Annotated in this window: 26 protein-coding genes and 3 pseudogenes; 14 read left to right on the forward strand and 15 right to left on the reverse strand. The window is 70.8% G+C overall.

All coding sequences use genetic code 11. The features are described 5' to 3' along the window. Positions 1-306: 306 nt before the first annotated feature. Entirely contained in the window at positions 307-639 is a 333-nt protein-coding gene (locus tag ABZS51_RS08500) for a hypothetical protein (RefSeq protein ID WP_355437779.1), read from the reverse strand. Next, positions 633-887, reverse strand: a complete 255-nt coding sequence (locus ABZS51_RS08505) for a hypothetical protein (RefSeq protein ID WP_355437781.1) — start codon at positions 885-887, stop codon at positions 633-635. The genes ABZS51_RS08500 and ABZS51_RS08505 overlap by 7 nt, the downstream gene beginning before the upstream one ends. A gap of 32 nt (positions 888-919) precedes the next feature. Here ABZS51_RS08505 and ABZS51_RS08510 point away from each other — a divergent pair, with 32 nt between their 5' ends. From ABZS51_RS08510 to ABZS51_RS08530, 5 genes and pseudogenes are all read left to right on the forward strand, one after another. Further along, positions 920-1,534 (forward strand): transposase, encoded by a 615-nt coding sequence (locus ABZS51_RS08510; RefSeq protein WP_355437783.1) that lies wholly within the window; start codon positions 920-922, stop codon positions 1,532-1,534. A 79-nt stretch (positions 1,535-1,613) separates the two neighbouring features. Continuing rightward, the gene (locus ABZS51_RS08515; protein ID WP_310707129.1) at positions 1,614-2,003 is read left to right on the forward strand and encodes a nuclear transport factor 2 family protein; all 390 of its coding nucleotides are present in this window, start codon (positions 1,614-1,616) and stop codon (positions 2,001-2,003) included. Positions 2,004-3,571: 1,568 nt separating this feature from the next. Continuing rightward, positions 3,572-3,799, forward strand: a pseudogene (locus ABZS51_RS08520) (DUF4132 domain-containing protein); the annotation flags it as partial. Between the two features lie 112 nt (positions 3,800-3,911). Then, positions 3,912-4,031 (forward strand): annotated as a pseudogene (locus ABZS51_RS08525) (DUF4132 domain-containing protein); the annotation flags it as partial. Between the two features lie 39 nt (positions 4,032-4,070). Continuing rightward, positions 4,071-4,742: a hypothetical protein gene (locus ABZS51_RS08530; protein WP_355437863.1), complete on the forward strand. Its 672-nt coding sequence runs from the start codon at positions 4,071-4,073 to the stop codon at positions 4,740-4,742. Between the two features lie 250 nt (positions 4,743-4,992). On the opposite strand, the gene ABZS51_RS08535 is transcribed toward ABZS51_RS08530, so the two are convergent. Next, the gene (locus ABZS51_RS08535; protein WP_355437785.1) at positions 4,993-5,571 is read right to left on the reverse strand and encodes a TetR family transcriptional regulator; all 579 of its coding nucleotides are present in this window, start codon (positions 5,569-5,571) and stop codon (positions 4,993-4,995) included. A 58-nt stretch (positions 5,572-5,629) separates the two neighbouring features. Here ABZS51_RS08535 and ABZS51_RS08540 point away from each other — a divergent pair, with 58 nt between their 5' ends. Both ABZS51_RS08540 and ABZS51_RS08545 read left to right on the forward strand, forming a co-directional pair. Continuing rightward, positions 5,630-6,775: an FAD-dependent monooxygenase gene (locus tag ABZS51_RS08540; RefSeq protein ID WP_355437787.1), complete on the forward strand. Its 1,146-nt coding sequence runs from the start codon at positions 5,630-5,632 to the stop codon at positions 6,773-6,775. Positions 6,776-7,116: 341 nt separating this feature from the next. Continuing rightward, positions 7,117-7,455, forward strand: a complete 339-nt coding sequence (locus ABZS51_RS08545) for a hypothetical protein (protein ID WP_355437789.1) — start codon at positions 7,117-7,119, stop codon at positions 7,453-7,455. Here the strand turns inward: ABZS51_RS08545 and ABZS51_RS08550 are convergent. Continuing rightward, positions 7,445-8,629 (reverse strand): hypothetical protein, encoded by a 1,185-nt coding sequence (locus ABZS51_RS08550; protein WP_355437791.1) that lies wholly within the window; start codon positions 8,627-8,629, stop codon positions 7,445-7,447. The genes ABZS51_RS08545 and ABZS51_RS08550 overlap by 11 nt on opposite strands. Positions 8,630-8,781: 152 nt before the next feature. Between ABZS51_RS08550 and ABZS51_RS08555 the strand changes: the two genes are divergently transcribed. Next, on the forward strand, positions 8,782-9,336 hold the full coding sequence (locus ABZS51_RS08555; protein ID WP_355437793.1) for a helix-turn-helix domain-containing protein: 555 nt from the start codon (positions 8,782-8,784) through the stop codon (positions 9,334-9,336). Positions 9,337-9,826: 490 nt separating this feature from the next. Here the strand turns inward: ABZS51_RS08555 and ABZS51_RS08560 are convergent, their stop codons facing one another. From ABZS51_RS08560 to ABZS51_RS08575, 4 genes are all read right to left on the reverse strand, one after another. After that, positions 9,827-10,570, reverse strand: a complete 744-nt coding sequence (locus ABZS51_RS08560; protein ID WP_355437795.1) for an ABC transporter ATP-binding protein — start codon at positions 10,568-10,570, stop codon at positions 9,827-9,829. Next, on the reverse strand, positions 10,567-11,664 hold the full coding sequence (locus tag ABZS51_RS08565; protein WP_355437797.1) for an iron ABC transporter permease: 1,098 nt from the start codon (positions 11,662-11,664) through the stop codon (positions 10,567-10,569). Before ABZS51_RS08565 ends, ABZS51_RS08560 begins: the two co-directional genes overlap by 4 nt. Continuing rightward, positions 11,661-12,662 (reverse strand): ABC transporter substrate-binding protein, encoded by a 1,002-nt coding sequence (locus ABZS51_RS08570; RefSeq protein WP_355437799.1) that lies wholly within the window; start codon positions 12,660-12,662, stop codon positions 11,661-11,663. Before ABZS51_RS08570 ends, ABZS51_RS08565 begins: the two co-directional genes overlap by 4 nt. Positions 12,663-12,824: 162 nt before the next feature. Continuing rightward, the gene (locus ABZS51_RS08575) at positions 12,825-14,594 is read right to left on the reverse strand and encodes a cytochrome c oxidase assembly protein (RefSeq protein WP_355437801.1); all 1,770 of its coding nucleotides are present in this window, start codon (positions 14,592-14,594) and stop codon (positions 12,825-12,827) included. 200 nt (positions 14,595-14,794) lie between these two features. Here ABZS51_RS08575 and ABZS51_RS08580 point away from each other — a divergent pair, with 200 nt between their 5' ends. Next, complete coding sequence (locus ABZS51_RS08580; RefSeq protein ID WP_355437803.1) at positions 14,795-14,941, forward strand: hypothetical protein; 147 nt, start codon at positions 14,795-14,797, stop codon at positions 14,939-14,941. 228 nt (positions 14,942-15,169) lie between these two features. Here the strand turns inward: ABZS51_RS08580 and ABZS51_RS08585 are convergent, their stop codons facing one another. Next, complete coding sequence (locus ABZS51_RS08585) at positions 15,170-15,772, reverse strand: superoxide dismutase (protein ID WP_310707119.1); 603 nt, start codon at positions 15,770-15,772, stop codon at positions 15,170-15,172. A gap of 298 nt (positions 15,773-16,070) precedes the next feature. Between ABZS51_RS08585 and ABZS51_RS08590 the strand changes: the two genes are divergently transcribed. Then, positions 16,071-16,526, forward strand: coding sequence for a hypothetical protein (locus tag ABZS51_RS08590; protein ID WP_355437805.1), 456 nt, complete (start codon positions 16,071-16,073; stop codon positions 16,524-16,526). Here ABZS51_RS08590 and ABZS51_RS08595 read toward each other — a convergent pair. The 6 genes and pseudogenes from ABZS51_RS08595 to ABZS51_RS08620 all read right to left on the reverse strand — a co-directional run. Next, positions 16,523-16,891: pseudogene (locus ABZS51_RS08595) on the reverse strand (hypothetical protein); the annotation flags it as partial. The gene ABZS51_RS08590 and the pseudogene ABZS51_RS08595 sit on opposite strands and share 4 nt — an antisense overlap. Beyond that, positions 16,852-17,265 (reverse strand): hypothetical protein, encoded by a 414-nt coding sequence (locus ABZS51_RS08600; RefSeq protein ID WP_355437807.1) that lies wholly within the window; start codon positions 17,263-17,265, stop codon positions 16,852-16,854. The gene ABZS51_RS08600 and the pseudogene ABZS51_RS08595, both read right to left, overlap by 40 nt. 101 nt (positions 17,266-17,366) lie before the next feature. After that, positions 17,367-17,996 (reverse strand): copper resistance protein CopC, encoded by a 630-nt coding sequence (locus tag ABZS51_RS08605; RefSeq protein WP_355437809.1) that lies wholly within the window; start codon positions 17,994-17,996, stop codon positions 17,367-17,369. Between the two features lie 70 nt (positions 17,997-18,066). Beyond that, complete coding sequence (locus ABZS51_RS08610; protein ID WP_355437811.1) at positions 18,067-18,639, reverse strand: MFS transporter; 573 nt, start codon at positions 18,637-18,639, stop codon at positions 18,067-18,069. Between the two features lie 42 nt (positions 18,640-18,681). Further along, positions 18,682-20,088 carry a PepSY domain-containing protein gene (locus ABZS51_RS08615; RefSeq protein ID WP_355437813.1) on the reverse strand — a complete coding sequence of 469 codons (1,407 nt, stop codon included), beginning with the start codon at positions 20,086-20,088 and terminating at the stop codon, positions 18,682-18,684. A gap of 153 nt (positions 20,089-20,241) precedes the next feature. Next, positions 20,242-20,781, reverse strand: coding sequence for a hypothetical protein (locus tag ABZS51_RS08620; protein ID WP_355437815.1), 540 nt, complete (start codon positions 20,779-20,781; stop codon positions 20,242-20,244). A gap of 227 nt (positions 20,782-21,008) precedes the next feature. On the opposite strand from ABZS51_RS08620, the gene ABZS51_RS08625 reads away from it, so the two are divergent. The 4 genes from ABZS51_RS08625 to ABZS51_RS08640 all read left to right on the forward strand — a co-directional run bounded on the left by ABZS51_RS08625 (position 21,009) and on the right by ABZS51_RS08640 (position 24,801). Continuing rightward, complete coding sequence (locus ABZS51_RS08625; RefSeq protein ID WP_355437817.1) at positions 21,009-21,608, forward strand: hypothetical protein; 600 nt, start codon at positions 21,009-21,011, stop codon at positions 21,606-21,608. Positions 21,609-21,889: 281 nt separating this feature from the next. Further along, complete coding sequence (locus ABZS51_RS08630) at positions 21,890-22,936, forward strand: ABC transporter substrate-binding protein (RefSeq protein ID WP_355437819.1); 1,047 nt, start codon at positions 21,890-21,892, stop codon at positions 22,934-22,936. Further along, entirely contained in the window at positions 22,929-24,026 is a 1,098-nt protein-coding gene (locus ABZS51_RS08635) for an iron ABC transporter permease (RefSeq protein WP_355437821.1), read from the forward strand. Before ABZS51_RS08630 ends, ABZS51_RS08635 begins: the two co-directional genes overlap by 8 nt. Continuing rightward, a complete protein-coding gene (locus ABZS51_RS08640; RefSeq protein ID WP_355437823.1) occupies positions 24,016-24,801 on the forward strand; it encodes an ABC transporter ATP-binding protein in 786 nt (261 codons plus the stop codon). The genes ABZS51_RS08635 and ABZS51_RS08640 overlap by 11 nt, the downstream gene beginning before the upstream one ends. Positions 24,802-24,831: the final 30 nt, after the last annotated feature.

Below are 24,831 nucleotides of genomic sequence, written 5' to 3' on the forward strand. Positions count from 1 at the left end.
CCACCCCTGGTGGGCTGTACGGCAAACGGCCCCTACGAGGTGTCGGACGCCTCGGTGTTCTCCCCACCCTTCTCGCACCTGATCAGTGCCTTTGCAGTCCTCCGGCGCACCGCGAGCCGATCACGGTCATCAACCGATCGATTCCGAAAAAGATCAACGCCGTTTAGGGCTCATGACAGAGTTCTCACGGGCACCCTTATCCCGGCGGCGAGCCCCGAACTCATCCCGAACGCCCAGACCGGAACCCGGAGTCGGGCACCGCAGCCGTCACCCGCTGTGGCCTTCCGCAACGCTCTACTTTGCGGCTCATGACACGGACCCGAGTGGAGGAACTACCAGGACGGCGTTGGTCTGCCTCTCGCGCAGATACTCCTCCCGGGAAGGGCCCTCCCTGCGGGCGCGCAGCGTCGCCTTCTCCCCCCGCAGGTCGGCGTTCTCGGCGCGTAGCCGGTCGGCGTCCACCGCCCTCAACCGGCTCGTCAACCGAGTGATGGTCTCGTACGCGCGGCCCAGGTCAGCCCGCACCTCCTCCGACTGCTCGACCGCCGTGTGCGCCTCCTGGCGGGCGGCGTCGAGCTGTCGGCGGAGCTGACCGATGTGACGCTGGCGGCTGGCCAGACGCTTGAGGATGGTCACCACGCGGACACCTCAGCAAGGATGTCCAGCCCGGCCTTGATCTCCGCGGAAGTGACTTCTTTCAGCTCGTTCGGCATCGCAGACGGCGCCGTCGAGTGGGGCATGATCGACGGCGGGGGAGGCGGGTTCTCCTCGTCCTGGTGCGGCAGCTTCGTCTCATCATGGTCGAGCGGGATGCCGGCGGCCGCCAGCACCTCGCGCAGGATCTCGACCGCGGTGCGCAGCCGCTTGGCGTTCGCGTCCGACAGCACCCGCCCGGCTTTGACCTCCCAGCCGCCGGTCTGTGGCTTTTGTCGAGGCCGCCTCGGGCCAGGTCCGGGCCCGAAGTACGTACCGACTATCTAGAGACCCTGAGGCAGGGCAGGGGCTCAGGCCGCCTGAAGCCGGAACCTGGGCGCCGCGAGGAGCCCGCCCCGTGATCACCGTCTCCGCCCGACGCAAAGGTCGGGTGAACATGACGGCCGTGACCGCTTTCCGCCCCGGTGGGCGACCGCATCTGTTCTACAAACTGCACGTCTACCACGGCCGCAAGAGTGAGCCCAAGAGCTTCACCCGGGCTGACTACCGTGACCTCATCGTCGCCACCCACCATCAGCTGGGCACTCCGATCGTCTGGGTGTGGGACAACCTCAACGTCCACCTGGCCGCCGATCTGACCGCGTTCGCTGAGGCTAACGCCGACTGGCTACAGATCTTTCACCTGCCCGCCTATGCCGCGGAGCTGAACCCGGTCGAGGGCATCTGGTCCCTGCTCAAGCGCAGCATCGCCAACTTCATCGTCGCCGACCTGACCGGGCTGACCCGGATCATCAAGCGCAAGCTAAAGAAGATCCGGTACCGCCCGCACCTGATCAATGGATGCCTGAAACAGACAGGCTTGACCCTCGGACCAGGGTGATCACGCGGCCGACTCTACGAATTCGCCCTGTTGTACTCTGTTCACTTCGCGCGGGATTGATCGCTGGAGAGGGTTCCTCATGGCCGACCACACCACTCTCATTGACGAGCTGGCCAAGGCCGAACAGCGCCTGCAGGCGGCACAGCTCGCCGGAGACGTCGAAGAGCTGGACCGGCTGCTCGACGAGCGGCTCGTCTTCACCGGACCGCCGGACAACCAGTGCCACCCGGATGCCAAGCAGCTCGATCTCCACAACCACCGCTCACGAACACTGGTCCTGACGAAACTCCTCCAGGAAGACCTCACCGTGCTCGTTGTGGGGGACACCGGCGTCACCTGCTTCCTCGGCACGCTGGAAGGCAGCGTCGCCGGAACGCCGTTCGCCGGACGGATGAGCTACACGCGGACGTGGGTTCATACGAACGAGCACGGGTGGCGCATCCTGGCCGCCCACGCCAGCCCGGCGTAAGCGGGTGCGCAGCACAGGCTGACTGGCCTGCCGAGTATAGGGCGTACTTTCAACAAGCCTCGGCCGAGGAAGTTGCGGGCTCCCGCCGTCCGCCTTCTTCGGGACTGTACGGGTCTTCGGCTCTGGCTCATCTTGATGCCGGATGCTGGGCACGTCCCCGGATCTGATCTGCGTGTCAAGCCGCTAAGGGGTCCTAACAGAATGATCTCTGTTGTGCCTTGATCTCTCGCTTAAGCCAAGCGATAGGAGCATCAGCGAGCGGCCACGACGTCCCCGGTCTTGATCGGAGGAGGAGGCAGCGGCTCTCGTGGAGACATGTCGCGGATCATGGCATGGGGGAGATCTGTCGGCTCCGGCTGGTATCCATGATCACCCAGCGTTCCGGTCATGAGTGGAGCCGTGTGATGACGTCAGCGGGCGGATGGGACTACCTGGATCCGGCCACGAGGGCCGCCTACCAGCGGTTCGACGAGCTCACTGAGCAGGGGCTCGAGCCCGGCCCCGGCGTCGACTGGCGGGTCTACGGCACTTACGCGCAGGTGAAACTCTGGCTGGGGCCGGAAGGCGGCCATGACTACGACGAGCGGGTGCTGCGCGTGGTCCGGTCGGTGGCCGAGCGCGACATCGACTTCACCTACCGGGAAGCGCACCACCTGATGGAGCGGGCAGGGTACTGGGTGCGGCAGGGGCACACCCGCTACGAGGAGCTGTTCCGGATCCCGCTCGCGGCCGCCCGCCGGTTCGACTACCAGCGGCGCCGGGACCTGCTGCGCCGGCTGACGTCGGGGCCGCGGCTGAAGGAGGCACGGGCGCTCCTGGCGGAGCAGGTTACCGAGCTGCTCACCGAACCGGCCGAGCACGGTCCGGCCGGGGTGGTCCGGACCGAGATCGGGGACACCGACCACTTCGCCCGCATGCTGGCCGAGGAGTACGGCCCGCGCCTGGTCGAGGTGCTGCCGCTGTTCCGCCACTGGAACACCGCCCGCTCGACCAGACCCAGCGCCCGGTGGTTGAGGGACGCCGCGCGGATGCTCACCCCCGGCGCGGTCGCGCTGGTCGGTGAGCTACTTGCGCGGCTGGCGGCCTACCGGGGCGGAGACTGGGTTGTCCGCTACGACGACGAGGAGTGGTGGGACAAGGTCTTCCTCAGGGAAGACACCATCGTCGTGGTGCGCGGCATCCTGTGGACCTGCCAGGTCATCGACGAGCGCTGGGTGACCTCACTCGTCACCGACGTCGCGATGACCTGCGGCACCGGGAGCAACGAGATGGGCTCCACGTGCCGCTGCGAACCTGTCACCAACGCCGCCGTCGGCGTCCTGGCCCGCAGGGGCGGCCTCGACGTGATCGTCCCGCTGTCCAGGATCCAGGCGAAGGTGCGCGCGAGGTCCGTACAGAGGAATCTGAGCCTCGCCCTCGACACGGTGGCCGGCGAGAACGGGCTGACCCGCGAGCAACTGCTCGATCGGACGGTCCCCACCTTCGGCCTGGACACCGGCGGCGTCCGCGAGGACAGGATCGGCGACTACCGGGTCAGGCTGTCCGCCGACGTGCCCGCCTTGCGCTACATGAACGCCGCCGGCAAGACCGCCAAGTCGCTGCCCAAGGATGTGCGCGCGGAGCTGTCCGATCTGCGGGCCATCGTGAAGGAGCTCAAGCTGGCGCAGGCGGCCGTACGGTCCCGCTTGGAACAGGCGATCGTCCATGAACGGACGTGGCGCTGGCGCGAGGTGAGCGAGTGCTTCCTCGACCATCCCGTCACCGGCCCCTACGCCCGCACCCTGGTCTGGCAGATCGCCGGCGGCCCTGCCGGTCAAGACCTCCGACGGCTGGGAACTGGCCGGCTACAGCCCCGCCCCCGACGCGGTGGCAGGCCTGTGGCACCCGATCCACGCGACCGCCGACGAGGTGGCGGCGTGGCGCGTCCATCTTCTCGACGGTGGTGTACGCCAGCCGTTCAAGCAGGTCTTCCGCGAGATCTACCTGCTGACCCCCGCCGAGGAGCGGACCGGCACCTTCTCCAACCGTTTCGCCGGCCACATTCTGCGCTACGGCCAGGCCCGGACTTTGCTGGGCCAGCGCGGCTGGACCGGCCGGTCGATCGGCAACTGGGGCTATGACAACGGCGGCGACCAGGGCGAGGTGGTGCGCGACCTGGCAGGCTGGCAGGCCCGATGGGCCATGCACATCGTCTCCGCCCCCGGGGCCGAGACCGCCATGCTGTGCGCCACCGAGGGCATCACCTTCCACCGCGACGGGCAACCGGCGTCGATGGCCGATCTGCCGCCGCTGGTGCTGTCGGAGATGCTCCGCGAGGCCGACCTCGCCGTGGGCGTGGCTTCGGTCGCCCGCGACGACCAGGCGCTGATCGGCCACGAAGGTTATTGGCGCTCCCACGGCTTCGGCGAGCTGACCGAGACGGCCAAGATCCGGCGCGAGGTGCTGGCGCGGCTGCTGCCGAAACTGAAGATCGCCTCCCGGGTGGAGCTGACTGACAGATTTCTTCTTGTCCGGGGTGATCTGAAGACGTACAAGATCCATCTGGGGTCGACGAACATCCTGATGGAGCCCAACGACGCGTACCTGTGCATCGTCCCGGCGAGCGGGCGCGCGGCCGGATCGGTGTTCCTGCCGTTCGAGGACGATGGGGGGACGCTGTCGGTGGTCCTTTCGAAGGCGTTCCTCCTGGCCGACGACACGGCGATCACCGATCCGATGATCACCCGGCAGCTCGGCTGAACTACCCCCCCGACCATCCGCGGCTAATACGCGGCTGGGTTTTGGGCAGCGTGAAGGGCAGCGTTGGAGTGATCGTGCGATCTGTGGACTCGGGGGTTGCCGCCCCCGAACCGCTGCCCCGCGAGGACACCGTCCGCCTGCCGGGCGCGATGGTCATCTTCGCTCTCCAGCTCGTGACTGTTCGCCACCTCGGGTGCCAACTGGCTGATCCGCTGGAGTTCTCCCGCCTCGGCGCGACGGGGCCGGCGGGTCACGGCCGCTGCTCGGCATGTCCCGTGCAGCCGTGCACGATGACCTGAACCACGTCCCGTACGACATCCCTGGTGACGCTCCCCGGCGGCGCGCTGACCAGGGTGAACAGCGCGCCCGCGTAGAGCGTGATCATGGCGGGGATCCGCTCGCGCGGGATGGCCAGGCCGAGCTGGTCGTGGTGGCCGGCCGTGACCTGTATCGACGTGTCCTGCAGGCCCGCCAGCGCGGCTGCGAGCGCCGGTCGGCGGGCGCCCTCCAGTTGCAGTTCGAAGATCGCCAGATAGCGGCGGCGCAGGGTGGTCGCCGCGGTGAGCAGCGATTCCGTCAGCATGTCGGCCAGCGTCGCGGGCCGCTCGACGGCCCGGTCGGTGTCGGCGTGGTGCAGCTCGAGGATGCGCTCGGCAGCGGCCACCAGGAGCGCTTCGCGGCTGCGGAAGTAGTTGGAGGCCGTACCCGGCGGCAGGTCCGCCGCCTTCTCCACCGCGCGGTGGGTCAGCCCGTGCGCGCCTGACGACGCCAGCAGGTCGATGGCGGCGTCGGCGAGGGCTTGGCGGCGGGCCGGATTCGTGGGCGGCATATGACCATGTTACCAATATCCGTACTAGTACGTTCGTAGTGTATGAGCGGGAGGTCTCATGAGGATCGCGGTGGTCGGAGCCGGGCTCGGAGGGGTGGCGGCCGCGGTGGGGTTGCATCGCCAGGGCCACGAGGTGACGCTCTTCGAACGGGGCGCCGAGCTCCGGGAGAAGGGCACGGGGATCGTGGTCATGCCCAACGGGCTTCGCGCGCTGGACGACCTGGGGCTGGCCGAGGACGTTCGCAGGCGCGTCATGCACGCGATCAGCGGGGGGCTACGGGACCGGCATGGAAGGCCGCTCTTGATCGCCGACCTGGCCCAGGTGGAGCAGGGGATCGGGACGCCCGCCATGATCGACCGAGCGGAGCTGCACAGAGCCCTGCGCGCCCCGCTGCCGCCCGACCTCGTGCGAACCGCGACCCCGGTCGAGCGCCTGCAGCCCGACCCCACCGGAGTGACGGTGATCAGCGACGGCGCGCCCGTCGCGAGAGCGGACGCCGTGATCGCGGCCGACGGCAGCGGCAGCCGACTGCGTGCGCAGCTCTTCCCCGGCCACCCCGGGTTGCGGCGGACCGGCCGGATGGACCTGCGCGGCATGCTGCCCCGCCCTCCCGGCCTGGCGCCGGACCTGCTCCTCAGCCAGTTGGTCGACCGCCGCAACGGGGCGATGTTCGGACTGTTCCCCGTCGGTGAGGACCGGTTGTACTGGTTCACCGACTCCCTCCTGCACGGCCCGCCGCCCGGCGCGGAGGAGGCGCGCCGGGAGATGCTGTCCCTGATGGCCGACTGGCATCCCCTCGTCACGGCACTGATCGGGGCCACGCCGCCCGAGGACATCTACGTCGACCCGATCGCCCGCCTGGCCGAGCCCCTGCCCTCGTTCGCGGTCGACAGGATCGCGCTGCTCGGCGACGCCGCGCACGCCATGTCACCCGACCTCGGCCAGGGCTCCAGCCAGGCCTTCGAGGACGCTGCCGTACTGACCCGCCACCTGAGCGGCGCCGAGCCGGCGGACGCCGTCGAGCGGCTCCTGCGCTACGACGCCGAGCGCAGGCCCCGCGCCAACCGCATGATGCTGGGGGCGGCCAGGCAGTCGCGGCTGACGTCCCGGACCGGGATCTCCGCGTGGCTGCGCGACCTGTCGCTGCGGGCCGTGCCGTCCCGGCTGGCCACTCGGCAGATCGCCACCCTCTGGCACGTCTGAGAGTGCGCCTGCGGCAAGGCCATCGGCGGCGCCGCCGTCACCGACGAGAACATGCTCTCCATGGCTCTGCGCCTGCGCGGCCAGAACCTCAGCCTGCGCGACATCGCCGTCCGGCTCGTCATGTCAGCGATCGCCCGATGGGGCCGGGCAATGATCACAGAATTGAGCCACCCTGCGCTTGGGGGCTGCGCGGGCGGGGAGCGAGGGGGACGATGCCCTCGTCTCGATCGACGCAGGGCAGGGCGGATCAAGGCATGCCGTCGTGCTGGGCCTTGGCGCGGGCCGGCCGATGAGATCGGTGCCGCCGTTGGATCGGCATCCTTCCATCCGACGGCGAAACGGTGCGCGCCCTGCGGCCGGCAGCCGTGGTGGCCGGGCACAAGGATCCCGCTCGTCCGGACGATCCGGGCATCCCCGACGAGACCGGCGAATACCTGCGCACCGCCCTCAAGGTGATCGCCACCAGGCCCACCCCCCGTGCGTTCTTCGACGAGATGACCCGGCGCTATCCGGAGCGCGTCAACCCGGGCACCGTCTGGCTCAACACGCGCGGGGAGCGCGGCAGGGTCTCCAAAGGCGCTCGGAACCCCGTCCGGAGTCAATGTCATGAAACAGCCGGCACAGAGCCGGGTTCGGTACATGATCGGGACCATCAGGCCCCGGGAACCGCTACGGCGTGATCGCGTCGGCGGCCCGGGCCACCGGCTTCAGCAGTCGCCATCCCAGGGGCGCCAGGGCCAGCCACATGCACAGGACCGCGAACGGCATGAGGGCCTGGCGGCCGGATCCGTCCAGCACTTCGTAGCTGACGAACAGGGCCAGGGTGGTCAGGACGAGTATCAGGGTCGTAGCGCTGATTCGCTTCAGGATGGCCAGCTGAATGATCAGGGCCAGGAGCCCGAGGTAGACAAGCTGGGTGCCGAATCCGTACAGGATCGGCTCGGCTGCCGGGATGCTTCGGATCTGCTGGTCCAGGGCCTTCAGCTGCGCGTGATTGTCCGTGGCGGACAGGACGTACAGGTCGACGAGCATCTCGGCGATCGAGGCGGTGACGCTGATCAGTGCCACCGCCAGGCTCACCCTGGCGAGGATCTGCGCGGCACCGCGGCTTCGGACCCGGCGAAACAGCTCGACGCAGGCGATGGCCAGCAGCACGAAACCGATGAGCCACACCGAATGCGCGATCGTCGCCCATGGCTCGACTCCTTCGTTGCCGCCGAACCTCATCAAGGTCCAGCCGCCGAGCTGCGCCACCGGCGCCAGGATGAGTGCCCACCCGGCGAGGGTCGCCCAGGTCGTCGTCGCCGTCCGGGTCGGGTCGGATGTGCCGCGGCGCAACAGTTCCCGTCCTGTCCGCAGGAAGGCCAGCCAAAGGATCAGCGCCGATCCGGCCTGCGCCAGCCGCAACGGGATCTCCACCAGCAGCTCGGCGCCGTTGACCAGTACCGCCGCAGTCACCAGGATCGCGAACAGTACGGTGGCCCTGCCCTGCGCCGCGAGGTGTATCGCCTGCACGATCAGCGCCAGGAACAGCAGCACCGGCCCGATGTCGTAGATGGCCGCCTGAACCCCGGGCAGGTCGTGGATCTGGCTGCTCAAGGCCCGCATGTCGGCGCGGTTGTCGGTGGAGAAGCCCACCACCAGATCGATCACCATCTGGATGAGCAGGAAGCCCGCGCCGATGACACCGACGATCAGCGAGCCGGTGGCCAGCATCCGCCCTCCCGAGGTGGTGTCCTTGGCACGTCTGTACAGCTCGACGCAGACGATCGCGTACATGACGTTGTTGAGGACCCAGGCGATGTGGGCCAGGGTCCAGCCGGGTTCCTGGCCACCGGTACCGCCCAGACGCATCAGAGCCCATCCGGCCACGACCAGCAGTGGTGCGGTGACGAAGGACAGCCCGGCGACTCGTTTCGAGTTCATGGACGCCGACCCTAGTCTTACAGAATTTTTTCTGCAAGTTTTTCTCTGCATAACTGTTTCGGTACGGCTAGGCTGGTCACATGTCAACGGAACCGGTCATGCACACCCCGGCGGCGATGAAGGCGCTAGCCAGCCCACTGCGGCGAGAGATCCTCAGACACCTCGCCAATCACGGCCCGGCCACCTCCACCACGCTGGCCAAAGCCATGGGCCAGAACACCGGGACCACCAGCTACCACCTGCGCATGCTGTCCGACACCGGTTTCGTCACCGAGCTGCGCGAGCGCGCCAAGGGGCGGGAACGCTGGTGGGACGTCGTCAAAGCCGACCGGCGGATGCCCGCCCGCGAAGATCTGACCGACGCCGAACAAGACCTCGCCGAGCGACTGGGCGACTCCCAGCTCGCCGAGGACCTACGGCTGCTGTCAGCCTTCGCCCACAACCGCGACGAGGACGGCGACTGGCAGCAGGGCTCCCGCGCCAGCACCTTCATGACCAAGGCACGGCTCAAGGAATTCCACGAGGAGTACCTGAAACTCGTGCACCGCTTCGGTGCCGACCACGACAACGCACCCGCCGACGCCCGGCTGATCCTGCTGCGCTGGATCGGTTTCCCCGACTCCCGCGGCTCCTGATCCCTCCACCCCGACGTCTTCCTCCGCAGGAGATACCGCTTCCGAGATCACGAACATGACCTACTGGTGGCCGCTTCTGACCGTCCCTCGGCTGGACCGGCGCACATCCAGATCATCCGCATCCGGTCGGCCATCGCCATCATCGGACGTGGCCGACCAGCCGATCCACTCCGAACCACGATCGCCGGCCGGGCTAGGACGGTGGACAGACGGTGGGCGATCACGAGCGTTGACCGGCCGCCGGACAGGGTGTCGATGGCCTGCTGGATGGCGGACTCGTTGGCGGCGTCGACGCTGGAGGTGGCCCGTCGAGGACGAGGCGACGACGGGCCACACGATCGAGCTGCGCCCTGACCAGCGAAGACGCCCGACAAAGCGTGCGCGACGAGCAGGCCCTTGCCGACGTAGGTGGCCGTGAGGGACAGCAGCAGCAGGACGAGTCCGGCCGGCCGTCACCGGACCTGGGGCGACAAGGCCGGCAGCCGGGGGATCACGGCTCCTCCTTGAGCCGTTCGAAGACGAGCTGGGTGCGGTGGACGGCGCGCACCCCGTACACCTGGCAGATCAGGTCGGGGGTGAGGACCTGTTCGGGTGGTCCGCCGGCCACGATGCGGCCGGCGTTCATGAGGTAGAGACGGTCGCAGAAGGCGGCGGCCTGGTTGAGGTCGTGCAGGACGGCCAGCGTCGCGATGCCCAGCTCGCGGACCAGGTGCAGGATCTCCAGCTGGTGGCGGATGTCGAGGTGGGAGGTGGGCTCGTCCAGCAGGAGCAGGCGGGTCTGCTGGGCGAGGGCGCGGGCGAGCAGGACGCGTTGTTTCTCGCCGCCGGACAGGGTGGCGAAGACGCGTTCGGCGGCGCCGGCCATGCCGACGCGGTCCAGCGCCCGTGCGGCCAGCTCCTCGTCCACAAGGGCGTCGGGCTTGTACGGGGTGCGTCCCATGAAGACGATCTCGGCCACCGTGAAGTCGAGGTCGGCCGGGGTCTCCTGGGCGACGACGGCGGTGCGCCGGGCGGCCTGGCGGGCGGGCAGCCGGTGCACGTCGTCGCCGTCCACGGTGATGAGCCCGGCGGCGGGGCGCAGCGCCCGGTAGACGGTGCGGAGCAGGGTGGACTTGCCGCAGCCGTTCGGTCCGACGAGGCCCACGAACTCGCCGTCGTCCACGAGCAGGTCCGCCTCGTGCACGATCGGGTGGCCGTCGAGCGCGACGGACACGCCGCGCAGGTCGAGCTTCACGTGACGCTCACCGCCCGGTCCACGGAGCGGCGGCGCAGCAGCCACAGGAAGAACGGCACGCCGAACAGCGCGGTGACGATGCTGAGCGCCAGCTCCTGCGGCGCGTTGACCGTGCGGGCGGCGACGTCCACGAGCTGGAGGAACACCGCTCCGAGCAGGGCGGTGACGGGCAGCACCCGGCGGTGGTCGGCGCCGACGAGCAGCCGGGCGGCGTGCGGCACGATCAGGCCGACGAACGCGATCGCGCCGCTGGTGGCCACCAGCACGCCGACCAGCAGCGAGGTCAGCACGAACAGGGTCAGGCGGAAGCGGTTGACGTTCACGCCGAGCGAGACGGCCGTCTCCTCCCCGGCGGCGAGCGCGTTCAGCGGGCGGTGCTGCAGCAGCAGGTACGTCACCCCGGCCGCGAGGACGACGGCGGGCAGTGGCAGCATGTGCCAGCGGGCGCCGCCGAGGCTGCCCATCAGCCAGAACAGCACCTGCTGGGCGGCCCGTCCGCTCTGGGCCAGTTGCAGGACGTAGCTGTAGGCGGCCTGGAACAGGTAGGCCAGCGCCACCCCGGCCAGCACGAGCCGGGACGGGGTGATCCGTCCGGAGCGCTGCGCCAGCACGTACACCAGCCCCAGAGCCAGCAGGGAGCCGGCGAAGGCGGCGGCCGACAGCGACAGCCCGCCGAGCGCGGAGGCGCCGAGGATCAACACGAGCACCGCGCCGAACGAGGCACCGGAGGAGACGCCGAGCAGGAACGGGTCCGCCAGCGGGTTGCGCACCAGTGCCTGCAGCACCGCTCCGACCACCGCCAGCCCGGCCCCGACGAGGAGCGCCAGCAGCGCGCGGGGCAGCCGGAACTCCCAGACGATCTGCTCCTGCACCGGGGTCCAGGTGCGCGGCACCAGGCCGGGGACGAGGCGGTCGGCGACGATGCCCCAGGCCTGCGGCAGGGCGACGTGCACCGCGCCGATGCTCACCGCCAGCCAGGTCGAGGCGACGACGGCCACGATGAGCACGGCGACGAGCACGAGGAACCGGCTCGCGCGGCGGTTCCTGGGCAGGAGCGCGGTACGTGCCGGGTTCTGCTGGGTTGTGCTGGTCACGGGGTGAAGGCGTTCGGGTGCAGGAAACGGGCGATCTCGGTGACGGCCAGGATGTTGCGGTAGCCGGGGTGCTGGGCGGCCACGGGGAGCGCGAGGAAGCGGTTGTCCTTGGCTGCCGGGCTGTTCCTGGCGATGGCGAACGTTTCGGCGGCCTTGGCCGGCGAGCTCGGCATGTCCTCGCCGCGCAGGGTGGCGTAGTCGCTGACCAGGACCGCGTCGGGCTGGGCGGCGCTGATCTTCTCGGCGCTGACCTCGGTGTAGTCGCCCTTGACGTCGGCCAGCACGTTCACCCCTCCGGCCAGGGTGATCATCTGGTGGGTCAGCCCGGCGCCGCCGTAGGCGTTGACCGGGCCCTTGCCGCCGTCGGTGGCCAGCACCTTGACCGGGGTCCGGCCGGCGACGCGCTTCTTGACGTCGGCGAGCTCGCCCTGCAGTTCGCTGATCAGCCTGTCGGCGCGGTCGGGGACGCCGAAGATCGCGCCGAGGTTGCGCAGGTCGGCGAAGGTCTTGTCGATGGTGAACTCGAGCACCTGCTCGGGGCTGCACCAGCCGCCGAGGATGTAGACCGGGGTGCCGGCCGCGTTCAGCTCGTCCACGGTGGCGTAACCGCCGGCGGAGTCGAAGCCGGCCATCGCGTTGTCCAGGACGAAGTCCGCGCCCTGGGCGAGCATGACCTCCTTCTGCGGCAGCATGATCGTGTCGGAGATCTCGGGGATCTTGTCGTACAGCTCCTTCTGCCCCGGCAGGAACGCGCTCTCGGAGAAGTTCGTGCGCCCGGCGATCCGGTCGCCCAGGCCGAGGGCGAGCAGGGTCTCCAGGGCGGGCTGGTAGCCGGTCACCACCTTGGCGGGCGGCTTGTCGAAGGTGAGCTTGCGCCCGCAGTTCTCGATCGTGACCGGGAAGCCGGCCTGCGGCTGCTGCTCGGCCTGTCGAACAGCGGGTGCCTGCGAGCAGGCGGTCAAGGTCAGGGCCATCGCCAGGATCAGGAGTCGTCGCATGCCGACACCACCGCCTCCAGCAGTTCACGGTCGCGGGTGATGAGGGCCGGCGTGCCGACCCGCTCGCAGTTGCATTGCAGTTGCGAATAATTCGCAAGAAGCACCGTAAGTGGCGGAAGGGCGCAGGTCAATGTGTGTCCACCTTGCGAAACCGTCGCCGGCTCAACGGACCCGGGTCAGGGCGTCCATCCTGAGCCATGCCATGCGGACGGCCAGCGCGGCGAGCGCGGTCAGGGGGAGGAGCATGGCCACGGCTCCGGCCAGCCGCTGGTCGCCCAGGACGTCCGGCACGCCGGGCGGGGCGGCGAGTTCGAACCACTCGCCCGCGAGCTGCGGGCCGAGGATCAGGTACGCGCCCAGGGCGACGTGAACCGCGGTCACCACGGCGAGGAGCCGGACGCGGGCCGTCCAGGAAACCGGATGAGGCAGCGGGTCCACGCCGGCCAGCACCCGGAACACCAGCAGGCCCGCACCGAAGAAGAGGAACCCTGTGAGCACGTGCGGGGCGTAGCCGGACAGGGACCAAGGCAGCCATGGAGTGGCGTAGAGCAGGAGGAACGCGACCGGGTAGGCGATCACCAGGACTCGGGGGCCGGGCAGCCGCCAGGATCCCGGTGACGCGGTGGTGGCCTGGGCCGCGAGCGTGAGCGGGGCGCCCAGGCAGAGCAGCAGGGGCGAGACCACGGTGATCGCGGCGTGCTGGAGCGCGTGGACCGACAGCATCGCCCGCGCGTACCCGCCCACGCCGCCGAGGAGCACGAACGCGGTCAACGCCAGGCCGGCGGAGAAGGCGAGCGTCCGGGAGGCCGGCCAGCCGGGCACCCTGCGCACGCCCACCCAGTAACCGGCCGCCGGCAGGGCGAGGAGCAGCAGGATCGCCGGATCCAGCCGGACCTCGGTGACCAGCGCCGACGGGCTGAAGGGGGCGAGGGCGTACTCCAGGACGAGGTGCTCGTGGCCGCCGCCGCTGCCGGGCGGCGGTGGCGTACGGGACAGGCCGACGGCCAGCCCGATCGCGGCGGCCATCACCGTCACCTCGCCCGTCGCCAGCCGGACGAAGGTCTGTCGCACGCCACGGTCCCCGACCCCTGCGACCGTGTGGCGGCGATGGTTCCAGCCGAACAGCCCGAGGAGCACCAGGGCGGCCGTCTTGGCCAGCAGCAGCTGCCCGTACCCGGTCAGCCAGAGGTCGGACGGTGTGCCGAGCCGCACCCACGCGCTCGCCACGCCCGAGACCGTCACCGCCGCGAAGCAGCACAGGGCGACCGTGCTGAACCGGGGCAGCACCACCGGCAGGTCGGGGGAGCGGCGGAAGTGGACGAGCACGGCGCCGAGGCCGCCCACCCAGACCGACACCGGCACCAGGTGGGCCATCAGGGCCGAGATCGCGATGTCGTGGTCGCCGGCCGAGGCCGCGTGCCCCACGTACGCGGGCGGTAACAGCCCGAACGTGGCGACCGCCAGGCGGGCCCACACCGGAGCGCCGGCGGACATGGCCACCACCAGCGCCACGCCCAGCACCAGCAGCAGGGCCTGGGTCTGCGGGATGGACAGGCCGAATTCCAGCATGTCCGGCGAGGTCAGCAGGTTGACGACGGGCAGCGGGACGAGGTCCGACAGGGTCGCCAGGTAGCTGAGCGCGGCCGTGAACGCCCAGCCGAGCGCCCACCACCCGGCGGCGCGCACGCACCTCCCGGCCTCGGGCGAGCCGGCGGGGGCGAGGGTGGCCGCGGTGAGCGTTCCGACGCAGGCCAGCGCGCACACGTCGTAGCAGAGACGGACCAGCGGCAGACCCCAGACGGTGACCGGCCCGGCGGTGGGCAGCCCGGGGATCTCCGGCTCGATCGCGCCGCCGTACCGCAGGACGACGACGAGCACCACCACGCCGGCGGCGACCGCCGTACCGGCGTACATGCGCTCCGACACCTTCATGGCGGCTCCGCCAGGCTAGGGCGCCCGCCGCCGCGAACGGCGCGATGGGGGGCAGGAGGTGCGACTCCCGAATGGTGCCACATAGGCACAAGTGCGGCCATGCATGTGCTGAGGTACGCGCTCGATCGGCCGCCGGTTCAGCCATTGCCCCTTTTCTGCGCATCTGGGAACGCGGTGGTGCGCTCTGGCAACATGGCGGCGTGTGCGTCGGCCGTCCGGTGATCCGCGCGCTGCGTGCGGCGGCGTTCACGGCTGTCTGCGTGCTCGCCTCCGCGGCCCTGTACGCGCTGGTGGCGGTGACCCGATCCCGCCGGGAGCGCTCGGCGCGGCGGTGGCGCCCCACCTGAACCGGCGCCTACGGCCTGGGCGGTCGCCAACGCGGCCGGCCGGTCCGGCGGCCGTGCGGGGCTCGGCCCATGGTGGCCAAGTGAAGACCTCGCCTGTCACCACCCTCACCGCAGAGAGCACGTGGCGTACGTCGCCTGACGGGACGAGACGAATGTCGAGGGGGCGGCGCCCGCCTGGCCCCGCGGACCAAGCTCGGGCCGGGCGGGCGTCGCCGGCATGGGGGTGCGTTACGCGCCGCGGGCGGCGTCGTAGCGGGCGATGACGTCGTTCCAGTTGATCAGGCCCCAGAGCTTCTCGACGTAGTCGGGGCGCACGTTGCGGTACTGCAGGTAGTACGCGTGCTCCCAGGCGTCGAACACGAGCAGCGGGGTGGTGTTCATGCCGACGTTGCCGTGGTGGTCGTAGACCTGCTCGACGACCAGGCGGCGACCCAGGGGCTCCCAGGCGAGGACGCCCCAGCCGGAGCCCTGCACGGTGGCGGTGGCGGTCGTGAGCTGCTTCTGGAAGGCCTCGAAGGAGCCGAAGTGCTCGGTGATCGCGTCGCCCAGCTCGCCGTCGGGGCGGTCCCCGCCGTCGGGCGACAGGTTCTGCCAGAAGATCGTGTGCAGAACGTGCCCGGACAGGTTGAAGGCGTACGTCTTCTCCAGCCCGACCAGGCCGCCGAACTCGCCCTTGTCGCGCGCCTCGGCCAGCCGCTCAAGCGTGTCGTTGGCGCCCTTGACGTACGCGGCGTGGTGCTTGGCGTGGTGCAGTTCCAGGATCTCGCCGGTGATCGCGGGCTCAAGCGCCGCGTAGTCGTAGGGCATGTCCGGAAGGGTGTACTCACCCATGATGTCTCTCCTCCAAAGCGCCTACTTGCATATATCTCGCAACAACCATAGCTGTGCAACTAGCTCGCGTCATGATCGGCATGCCGACAGCGACAGTCAGGCGACGTCGGCGATCCAATGGCGGCGGCTATCTCGGGATGCTCGTCATCGAGGTGGTCACGGCCGCCCGATCCGAGGACAGCCGTACGCCATAATGTTGCTCCTGCATATCTGTCGCAGTTGGGTGCGGACGAGGACGGGATCGCCAGTGGTCGATCAGAGCGACGCTGGGCCTGCCCCGGTTGCTGTGGAGACGTTCATGCTCCGGGCAGGGGTCGACGGCCGCTGGTTCTACCGGCGGCTCACGGCAGTGCCCGGCCCGGGAGAGAGCCCTGACGAGGTCGCGCGCCGGATCAGCGGTACATCGGCGGACGATCCCGCCACTGTCGTGCACTCGACGAGCTGGCGTCACCGGCCTGAGGGGCAGGTGGTGCTGACCTATGCCGTGTGCCCCGACCCGGCGCCCCACCTGCCCGCCGAAGAACTGCCGACCTTGGACATCGCGCGGGGCAAGGCTCCGGCGACGCCCACGCCGGAGCAGATCGACGTCGTCAACGTGGCCGGCCACGCCATTCGCCACCTGGCGTTCCTGATGGCCACGGACGCCGTGGTGCGCCGCGCTCTGTCGCGCCACCCCTCCATCGCCTCTGCCATGGAGGGGCTGGCGTGGGAACTGGCGCCCGCTCTGCAACTGGCCGGGAACGCCGCCCGCTAGCGAGTCCTGCCCTGCGCTCCCACCTCGATCGCATGTACCGCCGCGTCGTCATCCAGGTCGTCCACGTCGTCCTGATGGCCGGTGAGGAAGTCCCCGGTCGCGGCAGATGGGGCGAAGCGGCGTAGCCGCAGGCTGTTGGAGACCACGAACACCGACGACAGGGCCATGGCGGCGCCCGCGATGAGCGGGTTGAGCAGGCCGGTGGCGGCCAGCGGGAGCGCGGCGACGTTGTAGCCGAAGGCCCAGACGAGGTTGCCCCGGATGGTGGCCAGGGTGGCGCGGGCCAGGGTGAGCGCGATGGGGACCACGTCCAGGTCGTCGCGGATCAGGATGAGGTCGGCTGCGGCCAGCGCGACGTCGGTGCCGTTGCACGCCCCACGAGGTGCGCCACGGTCATGCCGGCCCCGGGACTCTCACCGTGTACGTGATCGGCATGCACCACGGCGACGGGAGCACTCCTGCTGAACAGCTCGTGCAGCAGGGTCTGGGCGCCCGCTGTCACCCCGATGACGACCTCGGGCCCGCGCTCCCGGCCGCTCAGCACGAAGGCCAGGACGAACGCCGCCACCACGCCGAGGAACAACGTCGGCGCCGCGACCGGAGCGCCGCCGGCGAGGGAATGGCCGCCCGCGGACACGACAACGCACACCGCCGCGAAGACAGCGGCGCGTGCCAGGCGCGAGACCCGTTCCAGGGCGGACTCGGCGCGCGGCCGGGCTCGCACGCGGGCGACTGCCACGGGACTGCCGACGGTGGCCGGGCACAGGGGTGAACCAAGGCGCCGTATCCCGGGCTCACCACGGCGAACACCCCGGTACGAAACGAAGGCCGCTGCTTTTCTCACTCGGCAGGGCCGGAGCCGTCACGGCGGCGCGACCACAGCCAGACTCCCGCGCCGACAGCCAAGAGCGCGGCACCCGCCCCCCACAGCCATGCGGGCGCGCCGCCCGATCCCTGTTCGGTGCCCGAGCGGGCCGTCGAGCCGGAGACCGGCGATTTCACAGGGCCGGGCGACGCGATGGAATCCGATGGGAACGGAGACGCGGTCGTCGTGCTCGGGACTGCCGTCGGAGTGGGTTCAGGGGTGGAGGTGCGCTTGGCGGTCACGGTAAAGGGGATCTCCCCTTCGATCGGGTGGCCGTCGGAGGAGACCACCCGCCAGCCGATCACGTAGGAGCCGGGCTCCAGCGGCTGGGGAACCTCGGCGAACACCTTGTGGCCCGCGGTCCGCGGAGTGCCGACGGTGACCTGCTTGCCGGCGGAGTCGTGCAGGACGACGGCGGGGAACCGCACCTGCGCGGAGTATTCCAGCTCTATCTCCTTGACCGACGCCACCTTGGCGTTCTTCGCGGGAGAGCTGCTCTTGAGCGAGTCATGCGCGAGTGAGGGAGAAGCGGTGAAGACCATCCATGCCCCGCAGGCGAGCATCACAGCCAGCAGGCTGCGGAGGAATCGCGGCGACAATGCCATCGTGAACTCCAGACAAGAATCCCGGAACGGGTCCGGGACGTACCGGAAAGGCGCTACCGAAGGCGCCTGGTCACCGGACCACGCCGGCCGCGGCCGGCGTGGTGTTCGCTGGAGGTCCGCGGAGATGGACGGCCGCCGTGCTGTCCCACGGGGAGCACGACATGGGCCGGTCGGCCGGGACGGTCCGCCGCCCGGGCGCCGGGGGCTCGGGGGCGCCGGTCAGCAGCCGGCGCGTCAACGCGAGCGGGGCTGTGCCCCAAAGGCGCAGCAGGAGCCAGAACGCGGTCTCTCCCCGGTGCAGCCACCATCCGGTCAGCCAGGCCACGGTCAGGTGGGCGAGCGGCATGCCCACGCTCGTGTGACCGTGGCCGGTGTGAAGATCCGGGATGGGGGCTGTCAGGGAGAAAAGGTCGTGCAGCGCCGCCTGGGCGGCGATCGTCGCGCCGAGCACGACGGCGCGCCCGCGTTCGCGCCCGTTGAGCGCGTACGCCAGCGCGCCCGCCCCGGCGGCGCCGGCGAGCATCACCGCCGGGGCGACGCGCGCCCCGCCGGCCAGGACGTGTCCACCCGCGGAGACGACCACGCACACCACCGCGAAGACGATGGCGCGCGCGGAGCGTAGTACCGGCTCCGAAGGAGACACATTTGTCATCATCGCAGCCCTGACATCCGCGGAGAACCCATGTCAGCCCGCCGCCCGGGAGCGGAGCCCGAGCAGGCCGTCGAGCACCAGGAACGCGGTCAGGGAGACGCCCATCAGCGGCAGGAAGTAGCCCACGGCCACGACCAGGACGGCCAGCGGGGCCAGGACACCCCAGTGCACCTGCCTCCAGCCGCCCCTCGGGTACGGCCGGCCGAAGCCGCGGGACGGACGCCGCCGCCACCACATCCGGTACCCCAGCACGATCAGCGTGATGACGCCGACGGCCAGTGCCGCCAGGAGGATCTGGTTGGCCAGGCCGAACAGCAGGCCCATGTGCCCGTCGATGCCCCATCGGGCGAGCTTGGCCGCCAGCGGGTAGTCGGCGAAGCGCAACTCGGCGGTCACCGCGCCGGAGGCCGGATCGACGGCGACCTGGTCCAGGCGGGTGGGCGCGGTCTTGTCGATCTCCTTGACCAGGTACGGCTCGCCTGGCCCGCCCGGCCAGACGATCTCCAGCGGGCCGGACAGGCCCTTGCCGGCCCCCGTCTGGGCGACCCGGTCCACGCCGACGTCAGAGGCGGCGGCGTGGTGGTGGCCCGTCGGCGCCGCATGGGAGGCGTGATCGCCGGCGGAGACGCTGATCGCCGGGGTGGCCCAGCCGAGCGCCGCGCGCAGCTCGTCGACGTTCTCGCCGGCGTACTTCGACCAGGTCAGGCCGGTGGCGGACAGGAAAAGGAGGCCGAGCACCGCCCACACGCCGACCGAGCCGTGCCAGGACAGCAGGCGGCGCGGCCCCTTGACGGTGCGGCCGGGAGTGACCAGGTCGCGCAGCCGGCGGCCGGTACGTCGGCGCCTGGCGAACCACAGGACGAGGCCGCCGACGCCGACCACCCACAGCCAGCTCGCGGCGAGCTCGCTGTAGATCCGCCCGGGTTCCCCCAGGTGCAGGGTGCGGTGCAGGCTGGAGATCCAGGCGCGCACGGGCAGCGCGCCCGAGCTGCCGTAGCTCTCCAGCGTGCCGCGCACCTGGCCGGTGGAGGGATCGACGAAGACCGCCAGCTGGGTGCTCTCGGACAGGCCCGGCACGTCGAGCAGCACCCTGGTGGTCTGGCCGGGTTCGGGAGCGGGCCGCAGCGCGGTGACCTTCCCCTCGGGATGCGCCTCGCGGGCCGCGGCGACCTGCTCGGTCAAGGGGATGTGGGTCCCGCCCGCGGGCGCGGTCAGCTCGTGCCGGTAGACGACCTGCTCGATCTGGAACGAGGCGGCGTACAGCAGCCCGGTGCACGCGGCGACGAGCAGGAAGGGGGCGATGAGGATCCCGGCGTAGAAGTGCAGCCGTAGCACCAGGGGGCGCAGCGTGGTCCAGCCCGCGCGCCGGGACGCTGTCGGCCGGGACGGTGCCGGCCGGGACGGCTCGGCGTGGCTGCGCACGTCGGTCGTGGAAGTCACGAGGTGTTTCTCCGCTCACAGGGGACGCGCACGTCGACAGGTACGCGTCCAACCAGAAGAGGGTTCAGCCGGTGAGCCGCGTCCACGCGGCCCAGCACGGCGTCGGGCGCACGGCATGACGAGCCGCGGCCCGCGATCCGGGCGACAGCCCGATCAGGTGAGGGAGAGGAACGCCGGCGGACCGCGCCGGGCGACGGCCGTGGTGAACAGGCGGGACCAGCGCCGAGCGCGGACGCGAGTCCACCGCCCAAGGCGTGGACCGGTCTCGACCTCGCCCAGGACCGGCGCCAGGGCGCGCAGGACGTCCCACAGCCAGGCCAGGGACGTGACGGCCAGATGCGCCATCATGGCCAGCGCCGACTCGCCCCGCTCCAGCCGCCAGGCCGAGCCGGCCGCCACCACGGCGTGAACCAGCAGCATGCCCAGCCCCGTGCCGTGCTGGTGCGCGGGAAGGGCGGACACCGCGGAATCGCCGCTCGCGCTGAACAGATGGTGCATGCCGTACTGCGCGGCGAAGCAGGCGCCGAGCAGCACCCCCATGCCGCGCGGGCGGGCACCGAGCAGGAACGCGCCCGCCCAGGTCAGCGCCAGCGCACCGGCCAGGGTGCCGGGCCGTACGGGGGCTCCTCCGGCCAGCCCGTGCAGAAAAGCCGACACCAGCACGCACACGACCGCGAACACCGCGGCCCGCATCACGCGCAAGAGTGGCTGACCGGCATGCATCGGGTAATCCTCCCACGCGACGTCCCCGACCTGCGGCCGAGGACCCGCGCACGTCAGAGAAGGGTGCTTGCGGCCGCCGCCGGCTGGGGGCGCCGCGCTGAACCGGGCGACTACGTGCCGCGTATCACCGTCTACAGGCGTCGGCTTGATCCGGCGGCGGGTAGGGCGCGGCAGTGGTGTGAAAGGATCTGCCCACTATGGGTCCGTTCTCGGCGGTGAGGTGGGTGCGCGCGGCGAGCTTCGCCGCCACGTGCGCCGCCTTGGCCACGCTCGGGCACCTGGCCGGTGGGGGCTTCTTCGACCCCGCGGCGGCGATGGGCGGCTTCCTGCTCATGCTGCTGCCCGCGCTGGCCGTGACCGGGCGCGAGCGCACTCTGGCCTCCATCCTGCCCGCGACGGCCGCGTCGCAGGTCGTCCTGCACACTCTGCTCGCCCAGAGCGCCGGCCAGCGGCCGGCGCAACACTGCGCGGACATGGCCGGGATGGCCCACGGGTCGCACGCTGGTTCGCCGAGCTTCGGGATGCTGCTCGTGCACGCGGCGAGTGTGGTCCTCACTTCTGTCTGGCTGCGGTGGCTGGAGGAGGGTCTGTGCGCCCTGGCACGCCAGCTCGCCGGCTGGGTGCTGCGCCCCCTCGTGGTCCTGTTCCTCATGGCGGCCGGTTGGGTCTCCGCCGGGCCGCGGGTGGTCACTCATGCGTTCGGGGACGAGAACGCGCGTATCCGGGTGTACCTCAGGCATGTCCTCGTGCTGCGTGGACCGCCTGGAGGGCCGGCCACGCCCGCAATGGCTTTGTGACCTGGTGATCCTTCGACGGCAGCTTGTGTCCTTGAGCGTGCCGTAGGGCGCCGCACGCGCGGTCCGCCATGCCTGGACGTCAGCGTGCCCGGAAGCAGACAGCTGCCCGGGGACGTGGTCCCGGCCGTGATCCTCCTGTCGCCATCTGTGGGTTCCCCGGCCCTGAGCCGGGCGCCGCCGCGCCGGTCGCCGGCATGGACGGCGGTGGCATGCGTCTGCCCAGACTCGATCCACGGAGAGCCCTGAACCCCATGAATTTGTGTCGTTCCTCCATCGCCGCCGTGGCCGCGCTAGTGGCCCTCACCGCCGCCGGTTGCGGCGCCCCCGAGGTGGTCTCCGCCGCGCCGGCGGAGACCGTCACCGCTTCCGGCGGCCGGACCACCTACCCCCTGAGCTTCGACAACTGCGGCACGCGGGTGACCTTCGCCAAGCCGCCCCAGCGCGTGCTGATCCTCAACGGCACCAGCGTGGGCGAGGTGGAGAGCTTCATCCTGCTCGGCCTGGAGAAGAACATCCTGGCCAACGCCCAGAGCTACGGCGTCTCCGACGACCCGTCCATGATCGGAAAAATCAGGGCCCTGCCGACCGGCGGCCTGACCATGAACAAGAACTTCGACGTCCCCGCCGAGCAGGTGCTCAAGCTCAAGCCCGACCTCGTGGTGTCCACCTGGTCCGGCGGGTTCGACGCCAAGCAGGGCTTCGCCACCCGCGAGCAGCTCGCGGCGGCCGGCATCACGTCACTGGTCAACCCGGTCAACTGCGCGATGGGCAAGCCCGAGGCGACGGAGGAGGAGAAGCGCGCCTACAGCAACCAGTCGATCAACTCCTCGCTGGAGTTCATCGGCCTGCTCGGCCGGGTGTTCGACGTCCAGCCGCGCGCGTTCGACCTGATCGGCAAGCTGCGCGCCCGCGTGCAGGCCGTACGGGACCGGGTGGCGGGCCGGCCCGCCAAGAAGGTCCTCATCGCCTATCCCGGCATGTCCATGATGAACGCCAACGGGCTGCCCGCCGTGATGACCGGCGGCATCTACGACGACGTGATCAAGGCCGCGGGAGGCGTCAACGCCTTCGCCGGCCAGACCGCCGACGCCACCCGCACCCTCAACAAGGAGCAGCTCGCCACCGCGCAGGTGGACGTGCTGGTGGTCGGCCTGTTCACGCCGCAGGAGAAGGAGGAGGAGGAGGCGGCCAAGCTGATGGCCGCCTACCCGCACTGGGCCGCGTCCAAGGCCAGGACCTACACACTGGTCTCCGACGGCGTCTACCTCGGCCCACTCAACGCCTTGGCGGTGGAGAAGATCTCCAAGGTGGTCCACCCCGGTGACTGACACCCTTACCGCCGCGCCGGAGACCAGAGCCCTGCCGTCCCGGCGCCCGCACCTCATCTCCGGACCCGCGACCGGGCTGCTGCTGACCGGCCTGATGGCCGGGCTCGTCGCGGCGCTGGTCGTCGGCATCTCCGTCGGCTCGGTCAACCTTCCCCTCGGCCAGGTCTGGGGAGTGGTCCGGGACCACCTGACCGGGCGGGGCGCGCAGGCCGACCCGCTGCTCAGCCAGGTCGTCTGGGACATCCGCACCCCCCGGGCGCTGCTGGCCGCGCTCTCCGGAGCCGGGCTGTCGGTGGCCGGGGTCGCCCTGCAGGCCCTGGTGCGCAACCCGCTCGCGGACCCCTACGTCCTCGGTGTGTCCTCGGCGGCGTCGCTCGGAGCCGTGCTGGTCCCGGTCGTCGGCAGCACGGCCATGGCCGGCGCCTTCGGTGTCACCGGCGCCTCGTTCGCCGCCGCGATGCTGTCGGCGCTGCTGGTCTACCTGCTGGCCCAGCGCTCAGGACGATTGCTGGACTCGTGGCTGGTGCTGACCGGGGTCGCCGTCGGCTACCTGTGCACGGCGGCCACCACGTTCGTGCAGCTCCAGCTCAACCCGACGGAGCTGCAGGGCATGATGTTCTGGCTCATGGGGAGTGTCGCCGGCGCCTCCTGGGGCGACCTGGGCGTGCCCGCCCTGCTCATCGTCGCCTGCATGGCGTGGCTGTCGCTGCAGGCCCGCGCGCTCAACGCCCTGCTGGCCGGCGAGGAGGCCGCCATCGCCATCGGGGTGCCGGTGGCCGTCCTGCGCATCGGGCTGCTGGTGGCCGGGTCGCTGCTGACGGCCACCGTGGTCAGCGTCGTCGGGGGGATCGGCTTCATCGGGCTGATGATCCCGCACATGATCAGGTTCCTCGTCGGCGCCGACCACCGCCGGGTGCTGCCGGTGTCGCTCCTGGCGGGGGCGCTGTTCCTGGTGCTGGTGGACCTGGCGGCGCGGATCGCCGACCGGCCCAACGAGCTGCCGGTGGGGATCTTCACCACCGGGCTCGGTGTGCCGTTCTTCCTGTGGCTGTTGCGCCGCCGGGCGCGTGGAGGCACCGATGCGGCTTGACCTCGAGGGCGTCAGCGCCAACATCGACGCCCGTCCCATCGTCGACGGCGTCGACCTGACGGCCGGGCCGGGGGAGTTCGTCGCGCTGGTCGGGCCGAACGGCAGCGGCAAGTCCACGCTGTTGCGGACGGTCTACCGGTCGCTGCGGCCGTCCGGCGGCGTGGTGCGGCTCGACGGGGAGGACCTGTGGCGGATGCGGCCCCGCCAGGCCGCGCTCCACCGCGCCGTGCTGCCGCAGCACAGCCAGATCGCCGAGGGGCTGTCTGTCGCAGAGGTGGTCGCCACCGGCCGCCACAGCCGCAAAGGGCCGCTCGAACGGGACAACGACACCGACCGGGCCATGGTCGTCACCGCGCTGCGACGAGTCGGCATGGACGGCGCGGCCGATCGCCTGATGACCACCCTGTCGGGCGGCGAGCGGCAACGCGTCCTGCTCGCCCGCGCGCTGGCGCAGGAGGCCCCGCTCCTGGTGCTCGACGAACCCACCAACCACCTGGACGTGGGGTCGCAGCTCCTCCTGCTGGACCTCATTCGCTCCCTCGGCCTGACCCTGCTGGCCGCGCTGCACGACCTCGACCAGGCCGCCGCCTACGCCGACCGGGTCGTCGTCCTGCGCGACGGCAGGGTCGCCGGGCACGGGCCGCCCCTGGAGGTGCTGACCCCCGCCTTCATCGAGGAGGTCTTCGGCGTCCGCGCCCACGTCGGCCCCCACCCCATCACCGGGCGCCCGCACATCGCCGTGGCGTCGCCGAGCGTCATCGACCAAGAGAGGTGAGCATGCACATGCGCGACAGGCTTGCCGGTC

The organism is Nonomuraea sp. NPDC005501 (assembly GCF_040605905.1).
Taxonomy (GTDB): Bacteria; Actinomycetota; Actinomycetes; order Streptosporangiales; family Streptosporangiaceae; genus Nonomuraea.

Coding starts and splice junctions, on each gene's coding strand:
- ABZS51_RS08620 (WP_355437815.1), bottom strand. CDS start 20,781: ATGCGGGCCGCGGTGTTCGCGGTCGTGTGCGTGCTGGTGTCGGCTTTT.
- ABZS51_RS08575 (WP_355437801.1), bottom strand. CDS start 14,594: ATGAAGGTGTCGGAGCGCATGTACGCCGGTACGGCGGTCGCCGCCGGC.
- ABZS51_RS08605 (WP_355437809.1), bottom strand. CDS start 17,996: ATGGCATTGTCGCCGCGATTCCTCCGCAGCCTGCTGGCTGTGATGCTC.
- ABZS51_RS08550 (WP_355437791.1), bottom strand. CDS start 8,629: ATGCGTCTGGGCGGTACCGGTGGCCAGGAACCCGGCTGGACCCTGGCC.
- ABZS51_RS08515 (WP_310707129.1), top strand. CDS start 1,614: ATGGCCGACCACACCACTCTCATTGACGAGCTGGCCAAGGCCGAACAG.
- ABZS51_RS08590 (WP_355437805.1), top strand. CDS start 16,071: ATGCTCCGGGCAGGGGTCGACGGCCGCTGGTTCTACCGGCGGCTCACG.
- ABZS51_RS08625 (WP_355437817.1), top strand. CDS start 21,009: ATGGGTCCGTTCTCGGCGGTGAGGTGGGTGCGCGCGGCGAGCTTCGCC.
- ABZS51_RS08585 (WP_310707119.1), bottom strand. CDS start 15,772: ATGGGTGAGTACACCCTTCCGGACATGCCCTACGACTACGCGGCGCTT.
- ABZS51_RS08570 (WP_355437799.1), bottom strand. CDS start 12,662: ATGCGACGACTCCTGATCCTGGCGATGGCCCTGACCTTGACCGCCTGC.
- ABZS51_RS08555 (WP_355437793.1), top strand. CDS start 8,782: ATGTCAACGGAACCGGTCATGCACACCCCGGCGGCGATGAAGGCGCTA.
- ABZS51_RS08535 (WP_355437785.1), bottom strand. CDS start 5,571: ATGCCGCCCACGAATCCGGCCCGCCGCCAAGCCCTCGCCGACGCCGCC.
- ABZS51_RS08540 (WP_355437787.1), top strand. CDS start 5,630: ATGAGGATCGCGGTGGTCGGAGCCGGGCTCGGAGGGGTGGCGGCCGCG.
- ABZS51_RS08640 (WP_355437823.1), top strand. CDS start 24,016: ATGCGGCTTGACCTCGAGGGCGTCAGCGCCAACATCGACGCCCGTCCC.